Here is a 22,893-nt window from a genome sequence, read left to right as displayed (position 1 = left end):
CGGTCGAACGGCACGTTCCGCCCCCTCCGGACCACGCCGTCCGCTCGCCCGATCCGTCGTTCAGACCACCACCACATCGGGACGCACGGGAGTGAACACCGGCCCTTCCGCACCGTCGCCGCCGGCCGTGTCGTTCAGGACGTACGCCTGTGCCTCGCCCACGTGGAAGTACATCCCGTGCAGCTCCAGCGAGCCCTCGGCCAGGCGTCGGGCCACACACGGATGGGCCCGCAGGTGCTCCAGTTGCTGCACCACGTTGGTCAGGCACAGCGCCTCCGACTCGTCGGCCTCGCGCGGGGCCGGGCCCCGGTCCGCGATGCGCGGGCCCGAATCGCGCCGCGCGGCCGGCCGCTCCAGGCTGGGGCGGCCGTGGCGCAGCCAGCGGTGCAGGGGAGTGGCGGCGGCGTTCGGCCCGGAACGGCGCAGCGCCTGCATGGCCCCGCAGCCGGAGTGCCCGCAGACGGTGATCGACCTCACGCGCAGCACCTCCACGGCGTATTCGATCGCCGCCGCCACCGAGTCGTCGTTCACCTCCGAGCCCGGAGGCGGCACCAGATTGCCGACGTTGCGCACGGTGAAGAGGTCTCCCGGCCCGCTGGAGGTGATCATGCTGGTGACCAGCCGTGAGTCGGCGCAGGTGATGAAGAGGTGGGAGGGCCGTTGTCCCTCCCGCGCCAACCGGGCCAGTTCCTCGCGGACCAGTGGCGCGGTGGCGCGCTGGAAGTTGCGCACCCCGCCGAGGAGCAGGCCCCGCTCGGAGCCCCGCTCGGAGCCCGGGTCGGAGCCCCGTTCGGAGCCGGTCCGGGGCCTGGTGCACTGGTGATCGCGCCACGGGAGCCACGGCGTGCAGCCGTGCGGGGACGAGGGCTCCCGCACGCAGGGCGCGGAACGGCCGGTGATCTCCACGCTGCCGCCGCGCGCCGTGTGGGAGGTCCGCCAGTCCCGCAAGGTCTCGTACGCGGCGTGGTCCATGAAGGAGTCGCCCAACTCGACCGCCACCCGGCTTCCCTCGGGCACCCGGCCCAGGACCCGGCTCAGCCGCGGCACCGCGAGGAACGTCAGCCGGCCGCGCACCCGTACCCGGTGGACTCCACTCTCCTCGTCGATCTCGCAGTCGATCCGGGCGCGGGCCAGGCGGTGCAGGGCGACGGCGGCGGCGACCGCGACGCCGATCCCCACCCCCTCGAGCACGCCGAGCAGGACGACGCCCGCCGTCGTGGCCGCGTACACCGGCGCCTCGCGATGGCGGGTGACGCTGCGGATGTGGACGATCTTGACCATCTGCACGCCGACCACCATCACCAGGGCGGCGAGGACGGCCAGCGGGATCAGCTCCAGCGCGCCGACCAGCAGCCCGGTGGCGAGCAGCACCCACACCCCGTGGAGGACGGTCGAGTCGCGGCTGACCGCGCCGGCCTGGATGTTCGCCGCGGTGCGCACCGCCACTCCGGTGATCGGCAACCCGCCCAGGGCTCCGGAGACCATGTTGGCCAGGCCCTGGCCACGCAGCTCCCTGTCCAGATCGGCACGTGGAATCCGCACCGTCGACAGGTGCTCCGGGAGGGTGCGGGCGACGGCCAGTTTGTCGGAGGCCATGGCGGACAGCAGCGACTCCACGCTGGCGACCAGGGTGACGGTCAGCACGGCGGCGAGCAGCCCCAGGACCGGCCCGTTGGGCAGGGAGGGGAGGGCGTGGCCGTGCCAGGACGGCAGGTCCACGCGGGGCAGCCGCAGGCCGACGAGGGCCGCCACCGCGGTCGCCGCCGCCACCGCGGCCAGCGCGGGAGGGAACACCCCGCGGACCCGTTCGCCCGCCCGGCCGGGCAACCGAGGCCACAGCAGGACGACGGCCACCGTGAGGACGCCCACCGACAGGGCGTCGGGACGGGGGTCGGCCAGTTGTCCGGGCATGGCCAGCACGTTGGCGACGGCGGAGCTCTCCGGGCTTCCGCCGAGCACGATGTGCAGTTGGGCGAGGGCGATCGTCACGCCGATGCCCGCGACCATGCCGTGCACGATCGCGGGGCTGATCATCAGCGCGGAACGGGCCGCCCGCAGCGCGGACAGGCCGAGCTGGGCGAGACCGGCGAGCACCGTGATGGCGCACGTGGTGCGCCAGCCGTACCGCTGGATCAGTTCGGCGACGACCACCGTCAGGCCCGCGGCCGGCCCGCTGACCTGGAGGGGAGCGCCACCGAAGCGTCCGGCGACGATGCCGCCGACGGCCGCCGCGACCAGGCCCGCCTGGAGGGGCGCGCCGGTGGCCAGGGCGATGCCCAGGGAGAGGGGCACGGCGATGAGGAAGACGGCCATGGAGGCCGAGAGATCGGCGGACAGGGCGCCCTTGGGGCGGCCCCTGAGCCAAGGCGAGCGGGTGGGGAGGTCGGACCGGCCGGTACGACCGGTGGGGTCGGAGTCAGGGGAGCGGGAAGGGGCGCAGGCGGACATATCCGTCTCCGTCACAGAGATCCATCACGTTCCGTGTGTGAGTAATCACTCAAAGTTTTGGTAAACGAACCGTAATGTCACGTAAAGGATCTTGGAAGGAGGTCCGGGCAAATGGGCTCATTGTTCATGCCTGAGGGTGAATAAATCATGGGAACCGCTTGTCGCACTTGCGCCTCTCACAGTGCGTGTGAGGTTGGTCGCAGGCCGAACGCGTCGGCCGTACGAGCACAGAAGCGGTGAGGTGGAACTCATGGGAATCACAGGGAGGTTGACCAGAAGCGTCGCGGGGGTGGCCGCGCTGGTCGTGCTGGCAGCCGGTTGTTCGAGCGCCTCGACCACGCCGGGGAACGGCAAAGGGAACGGCAAAGGGAGCGGCAAGGGGGACAAGGCGAACAAGGACGGGCGGGAAGAGAACCGAGCGGGCACGATAGAACTGATAGGCGACGGTTCCACCGCCTACATAGGCGCCCAACCCAACCAACCCGAGTTCGAGGAGCTCCGGCCCGGTCGGAAGCCCCCCCAGTTCGTCATCTTCTCCTGGGACGGCGCCGGCGAGGACGGCAAGAAGCTCTTCTCCCACTTCCGCGAGGTGGGCAAGGAACACGACGCCCACATGACGTACTTCCTCAGCGGCATCTACGTCCTCCCCGAGTCCAAGGCCGACCGCTACGCCCCGCCCGGCCGCTCGCCCGGAGCCTCCGACATCGGCTACCTCAAGGACGAGAACGTCAAGGCCACGCTGGAGCAACTGCGTGGCGCCTGGCTCGACGGCAGCGAGATAGGCACCCACTTCAACGGCCACTTCTGCGGGCCCGGCGGCGTCGGCACCTGGACGACCGAGCAGTGGAAGAGCGAGATCGAACAGGCCAAGTGGTTCGTCAAGAACTGGAAGACCACCACCGGCTGGAAGGACGAGGAGCCGCTCCCCTTCGACTACGACAAGGAGCTGGTCGGCGGCCGGACCCCCTGCCTGGAAGGCCGTGACAACCTGCTGCCGGCCGCCAGGGAGATGGGCTTCCGCTACGACTCCTCCGGCAGCGGCACCCAGGTCTGGCCCGACAAGGAGGGTGGACTGTGGGACCTCCCGCTCCAGCAGGTCCCGATGCCCGGACGCTCCTTCGAGACGCTCGCGATGGACTACAACTTCCTCGCGAACCAGTCGGGGACCGTCAACGGCGACCCATCACAGCGCGAGGCGTGGGGACGTCAGATGCGCGACGGTCTGCTGCAGGGCTTCGAGCGGGCCTACGAAGGCAACCGGGCTCCGATGATCGTCGGGAACCACTTCGAGGACTGGAACGGCGGCGTCTACATGAAGGCCGTCGAGGACGTCATCAAGGAGATCTGCCCGAAGAAGGACGTCCACTGCGTCTCCTTCCGGCAGCTCGTGGACTGGCTCGACCGGCAGGACCCCGCCCTCCTGGAGGAGCTGCGGACCCTGGACGTGGGGCAGGCCCCCGAGGGCGGCTGGGGGAACTTCCCGGCCGGACCTGCTGAACCTGCTGAGCCTGCTGAACCTGCCGGGCCGGCCGAGAAGCGGACCGCTCCGCCGTCCGTCTCACCCGACCCCGCCGCGTGACCGTCCGCGTGACCGTCCCGTCCGTCACCGCGCCGGGCCGGAGCCGGACGGGCTCCGGCCCGGCGCGGTGGGGCGGATCAGGCGGGCCGGGTCAGGCGGGCTGGGGCGTCGGGGCCCGCTCCTCGCCCAGCACGAAGGAGGGGTCGACCTGGGCGGCCAGATCGACCCCCGTCCTCGCGTTGCCCCAGCTCTCGGCGTTCTTCAGGTGGAAGTGCACCATCTGCCGGGTGTACCGCTCCGGGTCGCGCGACTCGTACGAGGCGTCCGCCGCCTCGTACATCGCGTGCAGCGCCTCGCGGACCCCGTCCTCCAGCTCCGAGAAGGGCCGGGGACGGCCCCGCTCCATCGCGCGGACCCAGTCGGAGTCCCCCACGGTCACCAGCAGGTCGTCGCCCGTCTCGGCGCGCAGGAAGTCCAGGTCGTCCCGGCCGCGCACCTTGTTGCCGATCACGCGCAGGGAGACGCCCCAGTCGCGGGCGTACTCCTTGTACTGCCGGTAGACCGCCACGCCCTTGCGGGTCGGCTCGGCCACCAGGAACGTCGTGTCGAAGCGCGTGAACATCCCGGAGGCGAAGGAGTCGGAACCCGCCGTCATGTCGACGACCACGAACTCCCCCCGCCCGTCGACCAGGTGGTTCAGGTACAGCTCCACGGCGCCGACCTTGGAGTGGTAGCAGGCCACGCCCAGATCGGCCTCGGTGAAGGGGCCGGTGACCATCAGCCGCACCTCGCCGCCGTCGAGCCGGACGCGGCGGGCGCAGGCGTCGTGGACGGGGTTGTCCTCGGTGATCCGCAGCAGCCGGGAGCCCTCGCCCGGCGGGGTCGTCTTGATCATCGTCTCGGTGGAGGCGATCCGCGGGTTGGTGCCGCGCAGGTACTCCTTGATCAGCGGCAGGTGGGCGCCCATCGCGGGCAGGGCGGCGGCCTCCGCCTCGCCCAGCCCCAACGCGACCCCCAGGTGCTGGTTGATGTCGGCGTCCACGGCGACGACGGGGGCACGGTGGGCGGCGAGGTGACGGACGAACAGCGAGGACAGCGTCGTCTTGCCGCTGCCGCCCTTTCCAACGAAAGCGATTTTCATAACCGGGAGCGTAGTCGGACATCCCAGGGTGAGACGGAACCACGTGAAGAAGACCACTCGAACGTGGGGCATGGCCGTCGTTCGGGGATGCGTAGGGTCTAGGCATGCCTACGACTGCTGATCCCCTCGCCGCGCTGGGCGCGCTGCCCGGCGTCGCCGACTCCGTCGAATCGGTGCGCGGAGCCGTGGACCGGGTGTACGGACACCGGGTGATGCGGCGCCGCAGCAGCGAGGTCACCGCGGAGGCGACGCTGCGCGGGGCCAGGGCCTCCGCCGCGCTCGGCGGGGCCGACTGGCCGCTGGAGGAGGTGCGCCGCCGCAGTGACTTCGGGGCGGACGCCGAGGCGCGCACGGTCGGCGCGGCGCTCCGGGTGACGGCCGAGGTCGGGCAACTGCTGGACGTGTGGCGGCAGTCGCCGCTGCGGGTGCTGGCCCGGCTCCACCTGGTGGCGGCGGGCGGTGACGTGCGGAACGCGAACTCGGTGCGCTCCGGGGACGAGCCGGTGGGCCGGCCGCGGCTGCCGGGCGAGCCGGTCACCGAACCGCTGCTCGACGGGTTCCCGCTGCTGGATGCCACCGAGGTCTCGGCGCGGTTGGACGGTCTCGCCCAACTCGTCGTGGCGGGCACGTCCGCGCCGGCGCTGGTGTCCGCGGCGGTGGTGCACGGCGAACTGATGGCCCTGCGCCCCTTCGGCATGCACAACGGCCTGGTCGCCCGGGCGGCGGAGCGGATCGTCCTGATCGGCGGCGGTCTGGACCCGAAGTCCATCTGCCCGGCGGAGGTCGGCCACGCCGAGCAGGGTGGCGAGGCCTACGTCCGCGCGCTGGAGGGGTACGTCTCGGGGACGCCGGAGGGCATGGCCGAGTGGATCGCCCACTGTGGCCGGGCGGTGGAGTTGGGGGCGCGCGAGAGCACGGCCGTCTGCGAGGCCCTTCAGCGGGGAGCGGCCTGACGACCCTCCGGGCGCTCGGCGAGGCGCCCGGTCTCGTGCGGCGGCCTCGGGTGACGGCCCCGCCCCGGAACGGAGATGCGGCGGCACCGACGCGAAGTCGGTGCCGCCGCTGGCATGTCCACCGGGGTACCAGGCGTGCACGGTATCTGCCGGAACATCAGGGGGGACTTCGCCCGACCCCGATGCGGCTGGCCCGATCGCGGGTCTGCTGCGCGTGGGTTCCCGGTTTCCATGTGTCAGGTCCGTGGGGCCTTTGTCTGTACCGGACTTCCTCTCGGATGTGTTTCGGTTCAGGTCTCGCGGGCCTTCTGATTCCTTTGTACTCCACCGGGCGACGAAGCGGAACATCTCCCGACGGAATTCACTTCTGACTTCAAACGCCTCTATACGGCGTCGAATCGGGCGCGTCGTCGGCTCGCGTACCACACCAGGCCGGCGGTGGCCGCCGCCGCGCCGACCGCCACCGCGGCGGCGAGGGCGGGCCGTTGGGGCATGGAGAACGCGGGCAGTCGCTGCTTGAGGCGGACCGGACGCTGGAAGGTGAGGATCGGCCACTCCCGGGCCATCGCCTCCCGGCGGAGCGCCCGGTCGGGGTTGACGGCGTGCGGGTGGCCGACCGCCTCCAGCATCGGTATGTCGGTGATCGAGTCGCTGTAGGCGTAGCAGCGGGAGAGGTCGTACCCCTCGGACTCCGCCAGCTCGCGCACCGCCTCGGCCTTGGTCGGGCCGTACGCGTAGTACTCCACCTCGCCCGTGTAGCGGCCGTCCTCGACGACCATGCGGGTCGCCACGACGCGGTCCGCGCCGATCAGCTCGCCGATCGGCTCGACCACCTCGGAGCCGGAGGTGCTCACGATCACGACGTCGCGCCCGGCGAGGTGGTGTTCCTCGATGAGGGACGCGGCCTCGTCGTAGATGATCGGGTCGATGAGTTCGTGGATCGTCTCGGCGACGATCTCCTTGACCTGTTGGACGTTCCAGCCGCGGCACAGCGCGGACAGGTAGGCGCGCATCCGTTCCGTCTGGTCGTGATCGGCGCCGCCCACGAGGTACACGAACTGGGTGTAGGCGGTGCGCAGAGCGTCGCGTCGATTGATCAGACCGCCCTGGTAGAAGGACTTGCCGAAGGTGAGCGTGCTCGACTTCGCAATGACCGTCTTGTCCAGGTCGAAGAAGGCGGCGGTGCGCGGCAGCGAGTGGTTTTCCACGAGGGTGAGCATATGCGCCCACCATTCGGCGTAAGGTGGGGCGCGTGGGTTTGCCTGAGAAGGCTCTCGGGTACACCATGGAAGTCACGGATCGTTCGCGACCGTGCTACCCCGGTCCGGCTCCTCCCCCCCCCGAGTCGGCCGTGGGGACGACCCCCGCTCTCCCCCCCGGCGGGGGTCGTCGCATGTCCGGGGGCTTTCGCGTCGTTCGACGCCTTTCCCGCGCCCTGCTCGACCTTCCGAGGTTCGAGCGTTCGCACCCTTGTGGACCGTTACTCTCGGTATTCGTCAGGCTGCTCACCGGAGGCCACTCGTTTGGGTGAGCGAGTTATTCACAACTGCCGAGTTGTCCACGTATTTAGACCAAGATCATCTCGTTTTTCCGATCCCCCGCACGGTGATTGAGCACGGCGTTCGCGGATGTGCCGCGAACCGGGAGGTGCGAATCCGGAAGGGGATCGTGATGGTGACCGGAAGTGTTCTGATCGTCACCGAGGACGAGAAACTGCTGGACGATCTGCTCCGGCTCTGCGCGGCGGCGGGAGCCGAGGCGGAGGTGGCGCACGGGGGTCCGCCGGGGCCTGGCGCGTGGGAGAGCGCTCCGCTGGTGCTGGTCGGGGACGACCGGGCCGGTCCACTGGCCCGCTCGGCGCGTGCCCCCGCGCGTCGGGCCGGCGTGCTGCTGGTCGGCAGGGACGTGGACGACCCCGGCATCTGGCGGCGCGGCATGGGGATCGGAGCGGAGCACGTGGTGCTCCTGCCGGACGGGGAGTCCTGGCTCGCCGGGCGGATCGCCGACGCGGCCGAGGGCGTCGGACGGCAGGCGCTGACCGTGGGGGTGATGGGCGGTCGGGGCGGTGCCGGGGCGTCCACCCTGGCGTGTGCGCTGGCCGTCGCGGCGGCGCGGGCCGGGCACCGCACGGTGCTCGTCGACGGCGATCCGCTCGGCGGCGGGCTGGACATCCTGCTCGGCGGGGAGCGGACGGAGGGCCTGCGCTGGCCCGCGTTCGCCGAGTCGCGCGGCCGGGTCGGCGGTGTGGCCCTGGAGGAGTCCCTGCCGAGGCTGCACGGGCTGCGCGTGCTCAGTTGGGACCGCGGGGGCAGCGTGGTCGTCCCGCCCGAGGCGGTGCGCGCGGTCCTGGGCGCGGCCAGACGCCGTGGCGGGGTGGTCGTGGTGGATCTGCCGAGGCGGCTGGACGAGGCGGTCGCCGAGGCGCTGGCGCAGCTCGACCTGGGCCTGTTGGTCGTCCCCGCCGAACTGCGGGCGGTCGCGGCGGCGCAGCGGGTGGCCTCCCGGGCGGGCATGGTGCTGCGGGATCTGCGGGTGGTGGTGCGCAGACCCTCCGGGGGCGGTCTGGGCGGTGCGGAGATCGCCGGGCTGCTGGGGATGCGGCTCGCCGGTGAGGTTCCCACCGAGGAAGGACTCTCGGCGGCGGTGGACGGGGGTCGGCCGCCCGGCGCGGACGCGCGGGGCCCACTGGCCCGGTTCTGCTCGGAGTTCTGGGCGCGTGCGCTCCCCGAGAGCGGTGGGGCGCCGTCCTCCGGCGGACTGGGGAGCGTGGCCGTATGAGCGCGCGCACGGATGTCCGCGCGGGTACGGGCACGGAAGGCCCGGCCGTCGGAGCCGGAGCCCCGCGGACGCTGGTGGACGCGGTGCGGCTGCGGCTGGCGGAGACCGGCGCCGAACCCACGCCCGCCAGGGTCGCGGCGGCGCTGCGCGCCCAGGGACGGCTGCTCGGGGACAGCGCTGTGCTGGGCGTGGTGGAGGCCCTGCGTTCGGAGATGGTCGGCGCGGGCCCGCTCGAACCGCTGCTGGTCGAGCCGGACGTGACGGACGTGCTGGTGACGGCTCCGGACGAGGTCTGGGTGGACCGGGGGAACGGGGTGGAGCGCACCGAGGTCCGCTTCCCGGACGCGGCGGCGGTCCGCAGGCTGGCCCAGCGGCTGGCGACCTCGGCGGGACGGAGGTTGGACGACGCCCGTCCCTGGGTGGACGCCCGGCTCCCGGACGGCACCCGGCTGCACGCGGTGCTGCCGCCGGTGGCGGTCGGCTGCACGTGCCTGTCCCTGCGGGTGGTGCGACCGCGCGCCTTCGCCCTGTCGGAGCTGGTGGCGGCCGGAACGGTGCCGCCCGGCGGTGACGGGCTGCTGCGGGCGGTTCTGGAGGCCCGGCTGTCGTTCCTGGTCAGCGGCGGGACGGGCTCGGGAAAGACCACTCTGCTGTCGACGTTGCTGGGATTGGTCGGGTCGCGGGAGCGGATCGTCCTGGCGGAGGACTCCGCGGAGCTGCGCCCCGATCATCCGCACGTGGTCCGGTTGGAGACCAGACCGGCCAACCAGGAGGGCGCGGGACGGGTTTCCCTGCGGGACCTGGTGCGGCAGGCGCTGCGGATGCGGCCGGACAGGCTCGTGGTCGGCGAGGTGCGCGGCGCGGAGGTCACGGATCTGCTGGCGGCGCTGAACACCGGCCACGAGGGCGGCTGTGGAACGGTGCACGCCAACGCGGCGGCCGACGTGCCCGCCCGGTTGGAGGCGCTGGGCACCACGGCCGGGCTCGACCGGGCCGCGCTGCACAGCCAACTCGCGGCGGCGCTGTCGGTGGTGATCCACCTGGCGCGAGACCGCCGCGGACGGCGCCGGATCGCCGAGGTCCACGTACTGGAGCAGGACCGCCACGGTCTGGTGACGACGGTGCCGGCCGTGGTGTGGGGTTCGGAGGGCTTCCTCCGAGAGCGGGGCTGGCCGCGCTTGGAGCGGCTGTGCGCGCGAGGCGGGGGTGGTGCGCCGTGACGGCGGTGGGGACGTCGCTGGGGGCATCACTGGGGACGCAGCCCGAGGCGGTGTACGCGGGGTCGGTGTGCGCGGCGATGGTGTGCGCCGGCGTGCTGAGCCGGTTGTCGGGCGGCTCCCGGGAGGGGGCGCGCCGGGCACGGTTGCTGTGCGCGGACGGCGCCGAACCGGTCTTTCGGTGGGGTGGCCCCGGACGATCGGTGGCGGAGGCCGTCGCCCGGGTCGGGCGGCGGCTCGGGGCCCGGCTGGGCCGCGAGGGATGGTGCCTGGCGGCCGGTGCGGTGTTGGCGCTGTCGGGGGAGTCGGTGCTGCCGCTGTTGGCCGGTGCGGTGGCCGTCCCCCTGCTCGGGCGCCGGTTGCGGCGACGGGAGCGGAGGCGAGCACGGGAGGCGCGGGAGGAGGCCGTCATCGACCTGTGCACGGCGGTCGCCGGCGAGCTGCGGGCGGGCCGTACACCGGAGAGGGCCCTGCCGGCCGTCGGCATGCCCGACTTCGGGGACGCCGGGGCGGCGGTGCAGGCGGCGGCCCGATTCGGTGGGGACGTGCCCGGCGCGCTGCGCAGGGCGGCCCGGCAGGAGGGGGCGGACGGGCTGATCGGGATGGCCGCCTGCTGGCAGGTGGCGGTGGACGGAGGCGCGGGACTCGCCGACGGCCTGGACCGGGTGGCCGGGGCGCTGCGTTCGGAACGCGATCAACGGGAGGAGTTGCGCGCCCAGTTGGCGGGGCCGCGGTCCACCGCGCTGGTACTGGCGCTGCTGCCCGCCTTCGGGCTGCTGCTGGGCGGTGCCATGGGGGCGCAGCCCCTGCGAGTGCTGCTGCACAGCCCGGCCGGGTGGGCCTGTCTGACGGCGGCGGGACTGCTGGAGTGGGCCGGGCTGGCCTGGGTCTCCCGCATCGTCCGGACGGCGGAGGAGGGGGACCGGCGGTGAGCGGCGCGTTCGTCCACAGGCTGTGGGCAACTTTTGAGGCTCTGCCCGCGTCGGCCGCCGCACGCCTGGCGGGCGCGGTGCCCTCGGGGAGGAGGGCTCGGCGGCGCCTGGAGGTGCTGCGAGGGCCTGGGGGCGTCTCCCGGACACCCTCCCGGACGTCCGGGGCGTGGCGACGGTTGCCGGTGCGGGACGCGGCGGTGGCGTTCGGGGCCGTGGCGTTGGGGGTCGTCATGGTCGGCGGCCCGTTGGGTTGCCTGCTCGGGGCGGTCGCCGCGTACGGCCTTCGACGCCTCGCGCGCACCCGCGCCGCGCAGGCGGGCGAATCGAAAGGAGCATATCCGAGCAAGTTTCTCGAAACGGGCGATCGCGGCGTCGAGTCGCGCCTGACCGGACAACTGCCGATCGTCGCGGAACTGCTCGCCGCCTGTCTGGCGGCCGGGTCGAGTCCGCGCGAGGCGGCGGGCGCGGTGGGCGGCTCGATCGGCGGGCCGCTCGGCGAACGGCTGGTGCGGGCCTCGGCCGAGTTGAGGCTCGGCGGCGACCCGGCCGCCGTCTGGGGACGGCTGGGTGAGGTGCCGGGAGCGGCGGGGCTGGCGCGCTGCCTGGAACGGGCGGGGACGACCGGAGTGCCGGCGGTGGAACCGGTCGGGCGGCTGGCGGCCGAGTACCGGGCCCGCCGCGCGAGGGCGGCCACGGAGCGGGCCCGGCGGGCGGCGGTACTGGTCACGGGGCCGTTGGGACTGTGTTTCCTCCCCGCCTTCCTGTTGGCGGGGGTGGTTCCGGTGGTCATCGGCCTGGCGGAAGCGCTGCTGTGAGCCGGGTGGCCCGCGCGGCGGGACACCGGAACGGCGGTGGGACGACGGCGACGGCGACGCAACAGCAACGACAGCAACGGCGACGGAGAAGCACGTGGAAAGCGAGGAGAGGACCATGTGGGCACGGACGAGGGACGGGATCGATCGGGTCGTGCGCAGGGCACGGAGCCAGGACGCGCAGGCCGGTATGAGCACCGCGGAGTACGCGGTGGGCACGGTCGCGGCGGCGGGGTTCGCGGCGGTGCTCTACAAGATCGTGACCAGCGGCCCGGTGAGCACGGCGATGCGGGGACTGATCGAGCGGGCGCTCGATGCGGGCTTCTGACGGGGACGGAGCGGATGCGCGGGAACGGGGCCATGTCACGGCCGAGACGGCCGTGGTGGTGCCGTCCCTGGTGGCCCTGCTCGGAATGCTGCTGTGGGGGGTGACGGCGATGGTCGCGCAGGTCCGGTGTGTGGACGCGGCGGGAGCCGGGGCGCGAGCGGCGGCCCGGGACGAACCGCCGGAGAGGATCCGACAGGCGGTACGGGCGGTCGCGCCGCACGGAGCGCGGGTGGAGATGTCCAGGGAGGGCGAGTTGGTGCGGGTGAGGGTGACGGCCCGAGCCGCCGGACCGGGGCCGCTGGGCGTGGGCCTGGAGGCGGAGGCGGTGGCCCATGCCGAACCGGGGTGATCGGGAGCGGGGCTCGGCCACGGTGTGGGCGGTCCTGTGCGGCGTCGCGCTGTGCGCGGTGGCGGTGGGCGCGCTGGGTCTGGGGCAGGCCGTCACCGCGCGGCACCGCGCGGGAGCGGCGGCGGACACGGCGGCGCTCGCGGCGGCCGACCGGGCCGTCCTGGGCGCGGAGGCGGCGTGCGCCGCCGCCCGGGAGGTGGCCGCCGCACAGCGGGCGCGGGTGATGCGCTGCGAGGTGCGGGGTCTCGTCGCCGACCTCACGGTGCGGGTGCGGGCGGGTCCGTACGGGACCGAGGTGCGGGCCCGGGCGGGGCCTGCCGCAGCAGTTCGGTGAGGAGCCGGACGGCGCCGCGCTTGTGCAGGGGATCGTTGCCGTTGCCGCACTTGGGCGACTGGATGCACGACGGGCAGCCGCTGTCGCACTCGCACGAGGCGATGGCCTGGCGGGTCGCGGTCAGCCAGTCGCGGGCGGTGTGGAAGGCGCGCTCGGCGAAGCCGGCGCCACCGGGGTGGCCGTCGTAGACGAAGACGGTCGGCAGAAGGGTGTCGGGATGGAGGGGGACGGAGACGCCGCCGATGTCCCAGCGGTCGCAGGTGGCGAACAGGGGCAGCATGCCGATGGAGGCGTGCTCGGCGGCGTGCAGGGCTCCGGGCAGGATCTCCGGACCCACGCGGGCGGCGTCGAGCTGCTCCTCGGTGACCGTCCACCACACCGCGCGGGTGCGCAGGGTGCGCGGTGGCAGGTCGAGTTTGGCCTCGCCGAGCACCTCGCCGGTGACGAGCCTGCGGCGCAGGTAGGAGACGACCTGGTTGGTGACCTCGACCGAGCCGAAGCACAGTCGCGCCGCGCCCCACGGGACCTCGGCGTCGGTCTCCAGCACGGAGATCGAGGTGGTGTCCCGCGCCATCGTCGTCCAGGGCGGGGCGGCCTCCTCGACCAGGGCGACCGAGTCGTCCAGGTCGAGACGCCGGACCACGTAGGTGCGGCCCTGGTGGAGGTGGACCGCGCCGTCGTGGACGGTGGTGTGGGCGGCAGCGGCGTCGACCGTGCCCAGCAGCCGACCGGTGTCGGCCTCCACCACCTGGACGGGCCTGCCGCCCCGGCCGCGGATGTCGGTGAGGTCGGTGGCTCGCTCGCGGCGGGTCCAGTACCAGCCCGTTCCCCGGCGGCGCAGCAGCCCGCGCCGCTCCAGCAGCGGCATCAGCTCGGGAACGGTCGGACCGAACAGCGCGAAGTCGGCCTCGGTGAGGGGGATCTCCGCCGCGGCGGCGCACAGATGGGGGGTGAGGACATAGGGGTTGTCCGGGTCCAGGACGGTGGACTCCACGGGGCGGCGGAAGATCGCGTCGGGGTGGTGGACGAGATAGGTGTCCAGGGGGTCGTCCCGGGCGACGAGGACGGCCAGGGCGCCCTGCCCCGCCCGCCCGGCGCGTCCGGCCTGCTGCCACAGCGAGGCCCGGGTGCCGGGATACCCGGCGAGCAGGACGGCGTCCAGGCCGGAGACGTCGATGCCCAGTTCGAGGGCGGTGGTGGCGGCCAGACCGAGGAGGTCGCCGGAGTGCAGGGCCCGCTCCAGGGCGCGCCGCTCCTCGGGCAGGTAGCCGCCGCGGTAGGCGGCGACCCGTCCGGCCAGGGCACGGTCCACCTCGGCCAGCCGCTCCCGGGCGATCACCGAGATCAACTCGGCGCCGCGTCGGGAGCGGACGAAGGCGACGGTCCGCACTCCCCGTACGGCCAGGTCGGTGAGGAGGTCGGCGGTCTCGGCGGTGGCCGTGCGCCGCACGGGGGCGCCGCGCTCGCCGCGCATCTCCGTCAGCGGCGGCTCCCACAGGGCGAAGACCACCTCGCCGCGCGGTGAGGCGTCCTCGGTGATCTCGGCGACGGGCAGACCGGTGAGCCGCGTCGCCGCCTCGCCCGGTTCCGCCGCGGTGGCGGAGGCCAGGAGGAAGACCGGGGCGCTGCCGTGGCGGGCGCACACGCGTCGCAGCCGGCGCAGCACCTGGGCGACGTGGGAGCCGAACACGCCGCGGTAGGTGTGGCACTCGTCGACGACCACGTAGCGCAGGGCGCGCAGGAAGGAGGACCAGCGAGGGTGGGCGGGGAGCATCCCGTGGTGGAGCATGTCGGGGTTGGTGAGCACGAGATTGGCGTACCGGCGCACCCACTCGCGCTCCTCGACCGGGGTGTCGCCGTCGTACACGGCCGCGCGGACCGCGTGGCCCAACGGCGCGGCCACCTCGCCCACGGCCCGCCGCTGGTCGGCGGCGAGTGCCTTGGTCGGGGCGAGGTACAGGGCGGTGGCACCGCGTCCGTTCGGGGCCTCGGAGCCGTCCAGCAGGGCGCTGAGCACCGGGGCCAGGTAGGCCAGGGACTTGCCGGACGCCGTGCCGGTGGCGATGACCACCGACTCGCCGCGCAGGGCGTGCTCGGCGGTGCGGGCCTGGTGCTCCCATGGACGCTCGATACCGGCCGCTCGGATCGCGTCGATCACTTCTTGCCGAATCCGACCAGGCCAGTCCGCATGACGACCGTTCCGTGGGGGCAAGTGCTCCGTATGGGTGATGCGCATGGCCCGGTCCGCCCCGGCGGTGAGGCTTTGGAGGACCGCTCGGGGAGACAGGGGCGAGGGGCGTGCGTCTGCCGACGTCGCATGGTGGTCGTTGGCCATCGGCATCGAGTGTGTCACCGGCGCGACGGACAATGCCCGCAAGGCGTCGTGCAGGCCCCTGGGTAAGTGATTGAATGCTTCTGCGGCTGCCGATCCGTCCCCTACCTTCGGTGGGGAGGCCCCAGCCCTGCCTTCGGTGGGGAGGCCCCAGCCCCACCCCGGGCGGGGATACTCTCCGCCACCGGTGGGGAGGCCCCCTTCCCGCTCTTGGCGGGGAATCCCAGGGGGCGGACCGCTCGATAGCAAGGTGCTGGAGGATCCGTGGGCCTGTCCCTGTCGACCCGTACCGTCGGCGATCGCACGATCGTCTCGGTGGGTGGCGAGATCGATGTATACACCGCGCCCAAGTTGCGTGAGCAACTGGTCGAGCTGGTGAACGACGGCAGCTACCACTTGGTCGTGGACATGGAGGGCGTTGACTTCCTCGACTCCACCGGCCTGGGTGTGCTCGTCGGCGGGCTCAAGCGGGTGCGTGCCCACGAGGGCTCGCTGCGCCTGGTCTGCAACCAGGAGCGCATTCTCAAGATCTTCCGTATCACGGGCCTGACCAAGGTGTTCCCCATTCACACCTCGGTCGACGAGGCCGTGGCCGCCACCGACTGAGCCGGTCGGGAAGCCGAGCCGGAACAAGCCCGCACAAGGCGGTTGTCAAGGGTGCCGGGCCGTGCACACGTGCGCGGTCCGGCACCCTTGGCGCCACGGACACGCGGGGCGTCAGGTGCCCGCACGTACTTACCGAGGGGGATGGCATGGCCACCGTCGAACTGCGTTTCAGCCCGCTGCCCGAGCACGTCAGAACAGCGCGTCTGGTGGCGGCGGCCGTGGCGCGTCGGGCGGGTGTCGACGAGGCCGTGCTCGACGAGGTGAGACTCGCGGTGGGTGAGGCGTGCAGCAGGGCGGTCGGCCTCCACATCGGGCACGGCCTCGAAACGCCCGTCCGGTTGGCGCTGATCGAGGACGAGAAGGCGTTCCGCATCGAGGTCGGCGACGACGTCCCGCAGGCCGTGCGCGGGCCGGCCCACGGCTCTCCCGGCGGGGAGGGCGCGGAGAACGATGACGAGGGCGACATGGGACTCGCGGTGATCAGCGGGTTGGTGGACGACCTCGAGGTGACCGCCGACGCCCACGGTGGCCTCATCGCGATGAGCTGGCCCACCGCCCCGGAACCCATCGAACCCTGACACCCGATCCCGGATCCGGCCGGTGTCCGTCCGGCCGGTGTCCAACTGTCCGGTGTCCATCTGTCCGGTATCCGGCGAGAACATTCCCCCGCGGCGCGGAAGACGAGTATCCGCCTCCGTTCGGGGGAATTGTTTTTTCTGCCCGTCCGTCCCCGCCATTCGATCCCTGCGGGTGCGGACCAATAGCGAATACCGCACTCTGGTTGTGACGCGGAACGCCTCCCGCGATCCGTCCCCGTCCTTTGCGGCAGGACGCCCCAGCACGCTCGCGTGCGCCCATGTGCCAAACGTCAAGGAGGACGAATGGCGCGGCAGAACATCTCCCCGCAGGATCGGCTGCATCTGGCAGAAGCCGCGCTGACCAGCGGCAACCGTGGTCTTGTGCTGGTCGTCGCATGCGTCGCGGCAGCGGCCCTCGTCGTCGCCGTGGTGCTGGTGCGCCAGGTGCTCGCGGCAGGCGAGGGCACCGACAACATGAAGAAGATCGCCGCCGCCGTGCAGGAGGGCGCCAACGCCTATCTCGCACGGCAGTTGCGCACGCTCGGCGTATTCGCCGTCGTGGTCTTCTTCCTGTTGATGCTGCTTCCGGCGGACGGCGTCGGCCAGCGAATCGGCCGTTCGGTGTTCTTCCTGATCGGTGCCGGATTCTCCGCGGCGACCGGCTATATCGGGATGTGGCTCGCGGTGCGCAGCAACGTACGGGTCGCCGCCGCGGCGCGGGAGGCGACGCCCGGCGAGGGGGAGCCCGAGAAGGACCTGACCGAGGTGTCCCACCGGGCGATGAAGCTCGCCTTCCGCACGGGCGGGGTCGTCGGCATGTTCACCGTTGGCCTCGGTCTGCTGGGCGCCGCCGTCGTGGTGCTCGTCTACGCGGCCGACGCCCCCAAGGTGCTGGAGGGCTTCGGCCTGGGCGCCGCCCTGATCGCGATGTTCATGCGGGTCGGCGGCGGCATCTTCACCAAGGCCGCCGACGTGGGAGCCGATCTCGTCGGCAAGGTCGAACAGGGCATCCCCGAGGACGATCCGCGCAACGCCGCCACCATCGCGGACAACGTCGGCGACAACGTGGGCGACTGCGCGGGCATGGCCGCCGACCTCTTCGAGTCCTACGCCGTCACCCTGGTGGCCGCGCTCATCCTGGGCACGGCGGCCTTCGGCGACTCCGGTCTGGTCTTCCCTCTGCTGGTCCCGGCGATCGGCGTCGTCACCGCCGTGATCGGCGTCTTCGCGGTCGCGCCGCGCCGCGCCGACCGCAGCGGCATGAGCGCCATCAACCGCGGCTTCTTCGTCTCCGCGGTGATCTCCCTGCTCCTCGTCGCCGCCACGGCGTTCGCCTACCTGCCGTCCAGCTACGCCGAACTCGACGGCGTCACCGACACGGCCATCACCGCGAACGACGGCGATCCACGGGTCCTGGCACTGGTCGCGGTGGCCATCGGCATCGTGCTCGCCGCGCTGATCCAGCAGCTCACCGGCTACTTCACCGAGACCGACCGCAAGCCCGTCCGCGACATCGGCAAGACGTCGCTGACCGGCCCCGCCACCGTGATCCTCTCCGGCGTCTCCATCGGCCTGGAGTCCGCGGTCTACACGGCCCTGCTGATCGGCCTCGGCGTCTACGGCGCCTTCCTGCTGGGCGGCGCCTCCGTGATGCTGGCGCTGTTCGCCGTCGCCCTGGCGGGCACCGGTCTGCTCACCACCGTCGGCGTCATCGTCGCCATGGACACCTTCGGACCGGTCTCCGACAACGCCCAGGGCATCGCCGAGATGTCCGGCGACGTCGAGGGGGCGGGCGCCCAGGTGCTCACCGACCTCGACGCCGTGGGCAACACCACCAAGGCCATCACCAAGGGCATCGCCATCGCCACCGCGGTGCTGGCCGCCTCCGCCCTCTTCGGCTCCTACCGCGGCGCGATCGCGGAAGCCGTGGAGGAGGTGAACGCCAAGGCCGGGGAGCTGGGCCTGAGCCTGGACATCTCGCAGCCGAACAACCTGGTGGGCCTCATCCTGGGCGCCTCCGTCGTCTTCCTCTTCTCCGGACTGGCGATCAACGCGGTCTCCCGGTCGGCGGGCTCGGTGGTCTTCGAGGTGCGGCGCCAGTTCCGCGAGCGGCCCGGAATCATGGACTACACGGAGAAGCCCGAGTACGGCCGCGTGGTGGACATCTGCACCAAGGACGCGCTGCGCGAACTGACCACCCCCGGCCTGTTGGCCGTGATGGCGCCCATCGCCGTCGGCTTCGCCCTCGGCGTGGGAGCGCTCGGCTCCTTCCTCGCCGGCGCGATCGGCACGGGCACGCTGATGGCGGTCTTCCTCGCCAACTCCGGCGGGGCCTGGGACAACGCGAAGAAGCTCGTCGAGGACGGCCGGTACGGCGGCAAGGGCAGCGACGCGCATGCCGCCACCGTCATCGGCGACACGGTCGGCGATCCGTTCAAGGACACCGCCGGTCCCGCGATCAACCCGCTGTTGAAGGTGATGAACCTGGTGGCGCTGCTGATCGCGCCCGCGGTGGTGCGGTTCGGCCACGGGGACGACGCCAACGTCGGGATGCGAATCCTCATCGCGGCGGTGGCCCTCGTCGTCATCGTCGGAGCGGTCCACGCCTCCAAACGGCGCGGCATCGCGGTCGGGGACGAGAGCGGTGAGCGCGGGAGCGGTGCGGGTGGCGGTGCGGGGGACGGGGAGGAAGGAGGCGGAAGGGCCGGTGGGAAGGCCGGTCGCTCCTCCGGCACCTCCCGTGGCGAGTCGGGCCCGTCGGAATCCGGGGCCACGGTGACGACCCCATAGGCACCCCACGGCTCTCCGCTCCGTGTCCGTGCGCCCCGGCCGAAAGTCGGGGCGCACGGACACGGAGCGGAGAGCTGTCGGGGGAGCCGTGGATGTGTGAGATGCGCTTGCCTCAGACAGTCATATAACCACTCATATGCCCTCACAAGGTGTGCCGTGCTTACCGGCCATTGGTCCGTCTGCGTGTATGTTCCGGCCCGGACAGCCACGAAGGGACCGATCCGGAGTGAACAAGAAGCTTGCGACCATCCTGGCCGGCAGCGCGGCGCTCGTCCTCACCCTGAGCGGGTGCGGGGACGAGCGAGACGAGAAGGCCGCGCAGTGGGTCAAGACGTACTGCGGAGCGCTGCGCACCCAGAACGCGACGATCGACGACGCCAACAAGGCCCTGGCCCGCATCTCCGAGGGCGAGAAGTCGCCGGAGGAGATAAAGGAGACCGACGTGAAGGCGTTCCAGGACCTCTCCGTCGCGTTCAAGGCCCTGTCCGACGCCCTGCGGAAGGCGGGCGCTCCGCCGGTCGAGGACGGCGCCAAGCTCCAGAAGAACGCCACCGGAGCGCTCGACAGACTGTCCACCTCGTACTCCGACCTGAAGCAGCAGGCCGAGCAGTTGAACACCGAGGACCAGGCGGAGTTCGCCGACGGCCTGCAGGACATCACCGACGACATGAAGGAGGTCCCCAAGCAGTTCGAGGCCGTCGAGAAGGCGCTGGGCGAGCTCAGGGAGGGGGACCTCAAGTCGGCCATGACCGAGGAGGAGGGCTGCCGGAAGGTGTCGTCGTCGCCGTCCGCGTCCGCCTCGGCGGCCTGAGCGGAGGCGGACGGCGCACGCCGGGTGCCGTCACGGGACAATGGGGGCGTGAGTACGGACCGTCTCCCCACCCCCGGCCCTGCCCTTCCCCGGCTGCGCGATGCCTTCCTCGCCGCCGGCTTCACCCCCGACGGACTGCTGGAGTTGCTCGGCGCCTCCGCCTACGCCGCCCTGGCCCGCAGCGAAACGGTGCCCGCGCTGCGCGCCACGCGCGGTGACGGACCGCTCGAGACGCTGGTACGGCTGTTCCTGCTCCAGCGGCCCGTGCCGTACGAGCGGGCCCGTGCCGCGCTCCCGGTCGAGGACGCGCTCGCCGACGGCTGGCTGTACGGCGCCGACGCCGGACCGGACGGCGGCACGGTACGGGCGACGGTGGACGTACGGCCCTACGGTGGCCCTACGGGGCAGAACTGGTGGATCGTCTCCGACCTCGGCTGCGCGGTCGGCGGCGCCGGCGGAATCCGTACCGCCATGGACACGGGCACGGCCGCGGCGGCGGGCGCGGCCGACCGCTCGCGGCTCGTCCTCGGGGTCGGCGGCGCCTCGACGACCCTGGCGGGCATCACGGTGCGGAACCCCGTGGCCCGCGCCCTGGACCTCGGCAGCGGCTCGGGCGTCCAGGCTCTGCACATCGCCCAGCACGCCGGCCACGTCACCGCCACCGACCTCAATCCCCGCGCCCTGCGCTTCACCCGCCTCACCCTGGCCCTCTCCGAGGCGCCCGAGCCGGACCTGCGCGAGGGGTCCCTCTTCGCCCCGGTCGAGGGCGAGGAGCCCTACGACCTGATCGTCTCCAACCCGCCCTTCGTCATCTCCCCTCGCGCCGCCGACGGGACCCGCCTCACCTACCGGGACGGCGGCATGGGCGGCGACGACCTGTGCCGCACCCTCGTCGAGAGGGCCGCCGACCACCTCGCCGACGGCGGTTACTGCCAGCTCCTGGCCAACTGGGAGCACGCCGACGGCCGGGACTGGCGCGAGCGGTTGGCCTCCTGGGTGCCGCGCGGCTGCGACGCCTGGATCGTGCAGCGGGAGGTGCAGGACGTCGCGCAGTACGCCGAGCTGTGGCTGCGCGACGGCGGCGACCACCTGGGCGACCCGGCGGTGTACGCCGCGAAGTACGACGCCTGGCTGGACGAGTTCGAGGCGCGCGGGACCACGGGCGTCGGCTTCGGCTGGATCACCCTGCGCAAGTCGGGCGCCGAACGGCCGTCGATCACCGTCGAGGAGTGGCCCCACCCCGTCGAGCAGCCGCTCGGCGAGACGGTGCGCGCCCACTTCGAGCGCCGTGACCTCCTGCGGACCATGGACGACGCGGCCCTGCTCACCACCCGTTTCCGACTCGCGGAGGAAGTGGCGCAGGAACAGATCGGCAAGCCCGGCGCGGACGACCCGGAGTACGTGGTGCTGCGTCAGAACCGCGGCATGCGCCGGGCGACGAGGGTGGACACGGTCGGCGCGGGCTTCGCGGGCGTGTGCGACGGGTCGCTCCCGGCGGGCCGCATCATCGACGCCATCGCCCAACTCCTCGGCGAGGACCCGGTGGAGCTGCGCGACCGCACCCCGGAGTCGATCCGGCTGCTGGTCGAACAGGGCTTCCTGATTCCCCTGCGGGACACGTGACGGCGGGACGACACGGGTGACGGGCCCGGCGGGCGGGGTCGTCCGCCGGTTCTCCGGCGGCGTTCACTCCGCGTTCGCCCACAGGTCCCTCGGGGGTGCGACCGTGCCCCGCATGGAGAGTGGACCCGCTGTCTTCGCCGGGGCGGCCTTCACGCTGTTCGGCGTCGGACTGCTGTTGTGGACCTCGGTGCGCGTGCGGCTGCGCGAGCCCGTGGCGGAGGGGGCGAACCCGGCCATGGCGGCCGTGCTCACCTCCCTGTTCGGCGTGGGGTTCCTGATCGTCGGGGTCTGGGCGTTCACACGCCCCTGACGCCTTCCGTCTCCCCCTTCTCTTTCACGTCCGACGCCCGGCGTCCGCTCGCCGGGGAGGCGCCCGGTGGACGGAAGCGACGGCCCGCGTCCTTCCGGGACGCGGGCCGTCGCTCTGTCGTGGGACGGCGCGCCGGGCGGGGCGGCCGTCGGCCGACGGGTCAGGGACGCAGGACGCGCCCCTGGCTGTCGGTGCGGTCGTTGCTGGTGAGGAAGAGGATGCCGTCGATCAGCGACCAGATGCCGCAGCCACCGCAGGTGAGGAGCTGAGCGATCGCCATGCCGGTGTGGCCGGTGTAGAAGCGACCGATGCCCAGGCCACCCACGAAGATCTGCAGCAGACCGGCGGTCATCTTGGACTTCTCTGAGTACGGCTGCCCGTTGGGCGCGGTGCCGTTGAACGCCATGGGTGGCTCCTTCGTGCTTCGTCGGTTACAGCCGCGGCTCCTCGGCGTACACCCGTGTGCCGCAGCACAGTCCCCGACATGTGGGGAGCCCCGAAGGTTGCCTCCGTCCCCGAGACGTGATCGAACAGTTATCCGAAAGGATTCGGACAGGTTTGGGTGGACGCGGAACGGACTCGGGCGGGATTCGGCGGGAGGAGAGGGAAAGAAATCAGCCGACCAGATTCCGTGCGATCGTCCACGCCACGGCCAGCCCCAGCACCACCGCCGTCCCCACCTTCCCCGGTGTCGGCCGGTAGCGGCGACCGCGCAGCCCCGCCACGAGCCACCGCCCGCCGAGGTACGCCGCCGCCGGAACCCCCAGCGTCAGCAGCAGGGCGTTGTCGTGGAAGGCGGCGACGACGTCCCCGTGCATCAGGTCGTACGCCATGCGCGTACCGCCGCACGCCGGGCAGAGCAGCCCGGTCACCAGGTTGAACGGGCAGCGCGGCAGCAACTGCCCGGGCTCGTGCGGATTGGTTCCCCACAGGTAGACGGCCCCGGCGAGCCCGGCCGCGAGCGTCGCCAGCGGCGGCGCGGCGGGGTGGGACCACAGGGAGCGGAACCGGGCGAGGCCCTCGGTCATCGCG

Annotated in this window: 21 protein-coding genes; 15 read left to right on the top strand and 6 right to left on the bottom strand. The window is 72.6% G+C overall.

The annotated features are described in order from the left end of the window. Window positions 1-60: 60 nt before the first annotated feature. Complete coding sequence (locus tag IF47_RS0114765; RefSeq protein ID WP_051717687.1) at window positions 61-2,448, bottom strand: SulP family inorganic anion transporter; 2,388 nt, start codon at window positions 2,446-2,448, stop codon at window positions 61-63. Between the two features lie 250 nt (window positions 2,449-2,698). Here IF47_RS0114765 and IF47_RS0114760 point away from each other — a divergent pair, with 250 nt between their 5' ends. Next, window positions 2,699-4,027 carry a polysaccharide deacetylase family protein gene (locus IF47_RS0114760; protein WP_051717686.1) on the top strand — a complete coding sequence of 443 codons (1,329 nt, stop codon included), beginning with the start codon at window positions 2,699-2,701 and terminating at the stop codon, window positions 4,025-4,027. Between the two features lie 91 nt (window positions 4,028-4,118). On the opposite strand, the gene IF47_RS0114755 is transcribed toward IF47_RS0114760, so the two are convergent. Then, window positions 4,119-5,108 carry an ATP-binding protein gene (locus IF47_RS0114755; RefSeq protein ID WP_031509231.1) on the bottom strand — a complete coding sequence of 330 codons (990 nt, stop codon included), beginning with the start codon at window positions 5,106-5,108 and terminating at the stop codon, window positions 4,119-4,121. Between the two features lie 104 nt (window positions 5,109-5,212). Between IF47_RS0114755 and IF47_RS0114750 the strand changes: the two genes are divergently transcribed. Next, window positions 5,213-6,061, top strand: a complete 849-nt coding sequence (locus tag IF47_RS0114750) for a Fic family protein (RefSeq protein WP_051717685.1) — start codon at window positions 5,213-5,215, stop codon at window positions 6,059-6,061. A gap of 383 nt (window positions 6,062-6,444) precedes the next feature. On the opposite strand, the gene IF47_RS0114745 is transcribed toward IF47_RS0114750, so the two are convergent. Further along, window positions 6,445-7,281: an HAD family hydrolase gene (locus tag IF47_RS0114745; protein WP_031509229.1), complete on the bottom strand. Its 837-nt coding sequence runs from the start codon at window positions 7,279-7,281 to the stop codon at window positions 6,445-6,447. 451 nt (window positions 7,282-7,732) lie between these two features. Here IF47_RS0114745 and ssd point away from each other — a divergent pair, with 451 nt between their 5' ends. The 7 genes from ssd to IF47_RS29460 all read left to right on the top strand — a co-directional run bounded on the left by ssd (window position 7,733) and on the right by IF47_RS29460 (window position 12,811). Continuing rightward, window positions 7,733-8,839 carry a septum site-determining protein Ssd gene (ssd, locus tag IF47_RS0114740; RefSeq protein WP_051717684.1) on the top strand — a complete coding sequence of 369 codons (1,107 nt, stop codon included), beginning with the start codon at window positions 7,733-7,735 and terminating at the stop codon, window positions 8,837-8,839. Continuing rightward, a complete protein-coding gene (locus IF47_RS0114735) occupies window positions 8,836-10,059 on the top strand; it encodes a TadA family conjugal transfer-associated ATPase (protein WP_078591829.1) in 1,224 nt (407 codons plus the stop codon). The genes ssd and IF47_RS0114735 overlap by 4 nt, the downstream gene beginning before the upstream one ends. 77 nt (window positions 10,060-10,136) lie before the next feature. After that, window positions 10,137-10,988, top strand: a complete 852-nt coding sequence (locus tag IF47_RS0114730) for a type II secretion system F family protein (protein ID WP_037732626.1) — start codon at window positions 10,137-10,139, stop codon at window positions 10,986-10,988. Continuing rightward, window positions 10,985-11,803, top strand: a complete 819-nt coding sequence (locus IF47_RS0114725) for a type II secretion system F family protein (protein ID WP_051717683.1) — start codon at window positions 10,985-10,987, stop codon at window positions 11,801-11,803. The genes IF47_RS0114730 and IF47_RS0114725 overlap by 4 nt, the downstream gene beginning before the upstream one ends. 115 nt (window positions 11,804-11,918) lie before the next feature. After that, window positions 11,919-12,128, top strand: coding sequence for a DUF4244 domain-containing protein (locus tag IF47_RS0114720; protein ID WP_031509224.1), 210 nt, complete (start codon window positions 11,919-11,921; stop codon window positions 12,126-12,128). After that, a complete protein-coding gene (locus IF47_RS0114715; RefSeq protein WP_037732624.1) occupies window positions 12,115-12,477 on the top strand; it encodes a TadE family type IV pilus minor pilin in 363 nt (120 codons plus the stop codon). The genes IF47_RS0114720 and IF47_RS0114715 overlap by 14 nt, the downstream gene beginning before the upstream one ends. Then, window positions 12,461-12,811: an Rv3654c family TadE-like protein gene (locus IF47_RS29460; RefSeq protein WP_078591828.1), complete on the top strand. Its 351-nt coding sequence runs from the start codon at window positions 12,461-12,463 to the stop codon at window positions 12,809-12,811. The genes IF47_RS0114715 and IF47_RS29460 overlap by 17 nt, the downstream gene beginning before the upstream one ends. Here the strand turns inward: IF47_RS29460 and IF47_RS0114710 are convergent. Next, a complete protein-coding gene (locus IF47_RS0114710) occupies window positions 12,735-15,200 on the bottom strand; it encodes a DEAD/DEAH box helicase (protein WP_078591838.1) in 2,466 nt (821 codons plus the stop codon). The two genes, IF47_RS29460 and IF47_RS0114710, sit on opposite strands and share 77 nt — an antisense overlap. 207 nt (window positions 15,201-15,407) lie before the next feature. Between IF47_RS0114710 and bldG the strand changes: the two genes are divergently transcribed. The 6 genes from bldG to IF47_RS0114680 all read left to right on the top strand — a co-directional run bounded on the left by bldG (window position 15,408) and on the right by IF47_RS0114680 (window position 21,861). Continuing rightward, window positions 15,408-15,749 (top strand): anti-sigma factor antagonist BldG, encoded by a 342-nt coding sequence (bldG, locus tag IF47_RS0114705; RefSeq protein ID WP_031509221.1) that lies wholly within the window; start codon window positions 15,408-15,410, stop codon window positions 15,747-15,749. Window positions 15,750-15,895: 146 nt separating this feature from the next. Next, window positions 15,896-16,327 (top strand): ATP-binding protein, encoded by a 432-nt coding sequence (locus IF47_RS0114700; RefSeq protein WP_031509220.1) that lies wholly within the window; start codon window positions 15,896-15,898, stop codon window positions 16,325-16,327. Between the two features lie 303 nt (window positions 16,328-16,630). Further along, a complete protein-coding gene (locus tag IF47_RS0114695) occupies window positions 16,631-19,117 on the top strand; it encodes a sodium-translocating pyrophosphatase (RefSeq protein WP_078591827.1) in 2,487 nt (828 codons plus the stop codon). A gap of 226 nt (window positions 19,118-19,343) precedes the next feature. Beyond that, the gene (locus IF47_RS0114690; protein WP_031509218.1) at window positions 19,344-19,928 is read left to right on the top strand and encodes a hypothetical protein; all 585 of its coding nucleotides are present in this window, start codon (window positions 19,344-19,346) and stop codon (window positions 19,926-19,928) included. A gap of 48 nt (window positions 19,929-19,976) precedes the next feature. Beyond that, a complete protein-coding gene (locus tag IF47_RS0114685) occupies window positions 19,977-21,551 on the top strand; it encodes a DUF7059 domain-containing protein (protein ID WP_031509217.1) in 1,575 nt (524 codons plus the stop codon). Between the two features lie 112 nt (window positions 21,552-21,663). After that, window positions 21,664-21,861 carry a hypothetical protein gene (locus tag IF47_RS0114680; RefSeq protein ID WP_031509216.1) on the top strand — a complete coding sequence of 66 codons (198 nt, stop codon included), beginning with the start codon at window positions 21,664-21,666 and terminating at the stop codon, window positions 21,859-21,861. A 160-nt stretch (window positions 21,862-22,021) separates the two neighbouring features. Here IF47_RS0114680 and IF47_RS0114675 read toward each other — a convergent pair whose 3' ends face one another. Together IF47_RS0114675 and IF47_RS0114670 are read right to left on the bottom strand one after the other, a co-directional pair. Further along, a complete protein-coding gene (locus tag IF47_RS0114675) occupies window positions 22,022-22,267 on the bottom strand; it encodes a TM2 domain-containing protein (RefSeq protein ID WP_031509215.1) in 246 nt (81 codons plus the stop codon). Window positions 22,268-22,475: 208 nt separating this feature from the next. Further along, window positions 22,476-22,889, bottom strand: coding sequence for a DUF2752 domain-containing protein (locus IF47_RS0114670; RefSeq protein ID WP_031509214.1), 414 nt, complete (start codon window positions 22,887-22,889; stop codon window positions 22,476-22,478). Between the last annotated feature and the right edge of the window lie 4 nt (window positions 22,890-22,893).

Origin of the sequence: Streptomyces megasporus (genome assembly GCF_000718985.1) — a bacterium.
Taxonomy (GTDB): Bacteria; Actinomycetota; Actinomycetes; order Streptomycetales; family Streptomycetaceae; genus Streptomyces; species Streptomyces megasporus.
Note: the sequence above shows the minus strand (reverse complement) of the source record. Positions and strands in the feature narration are given on the sequence as shown.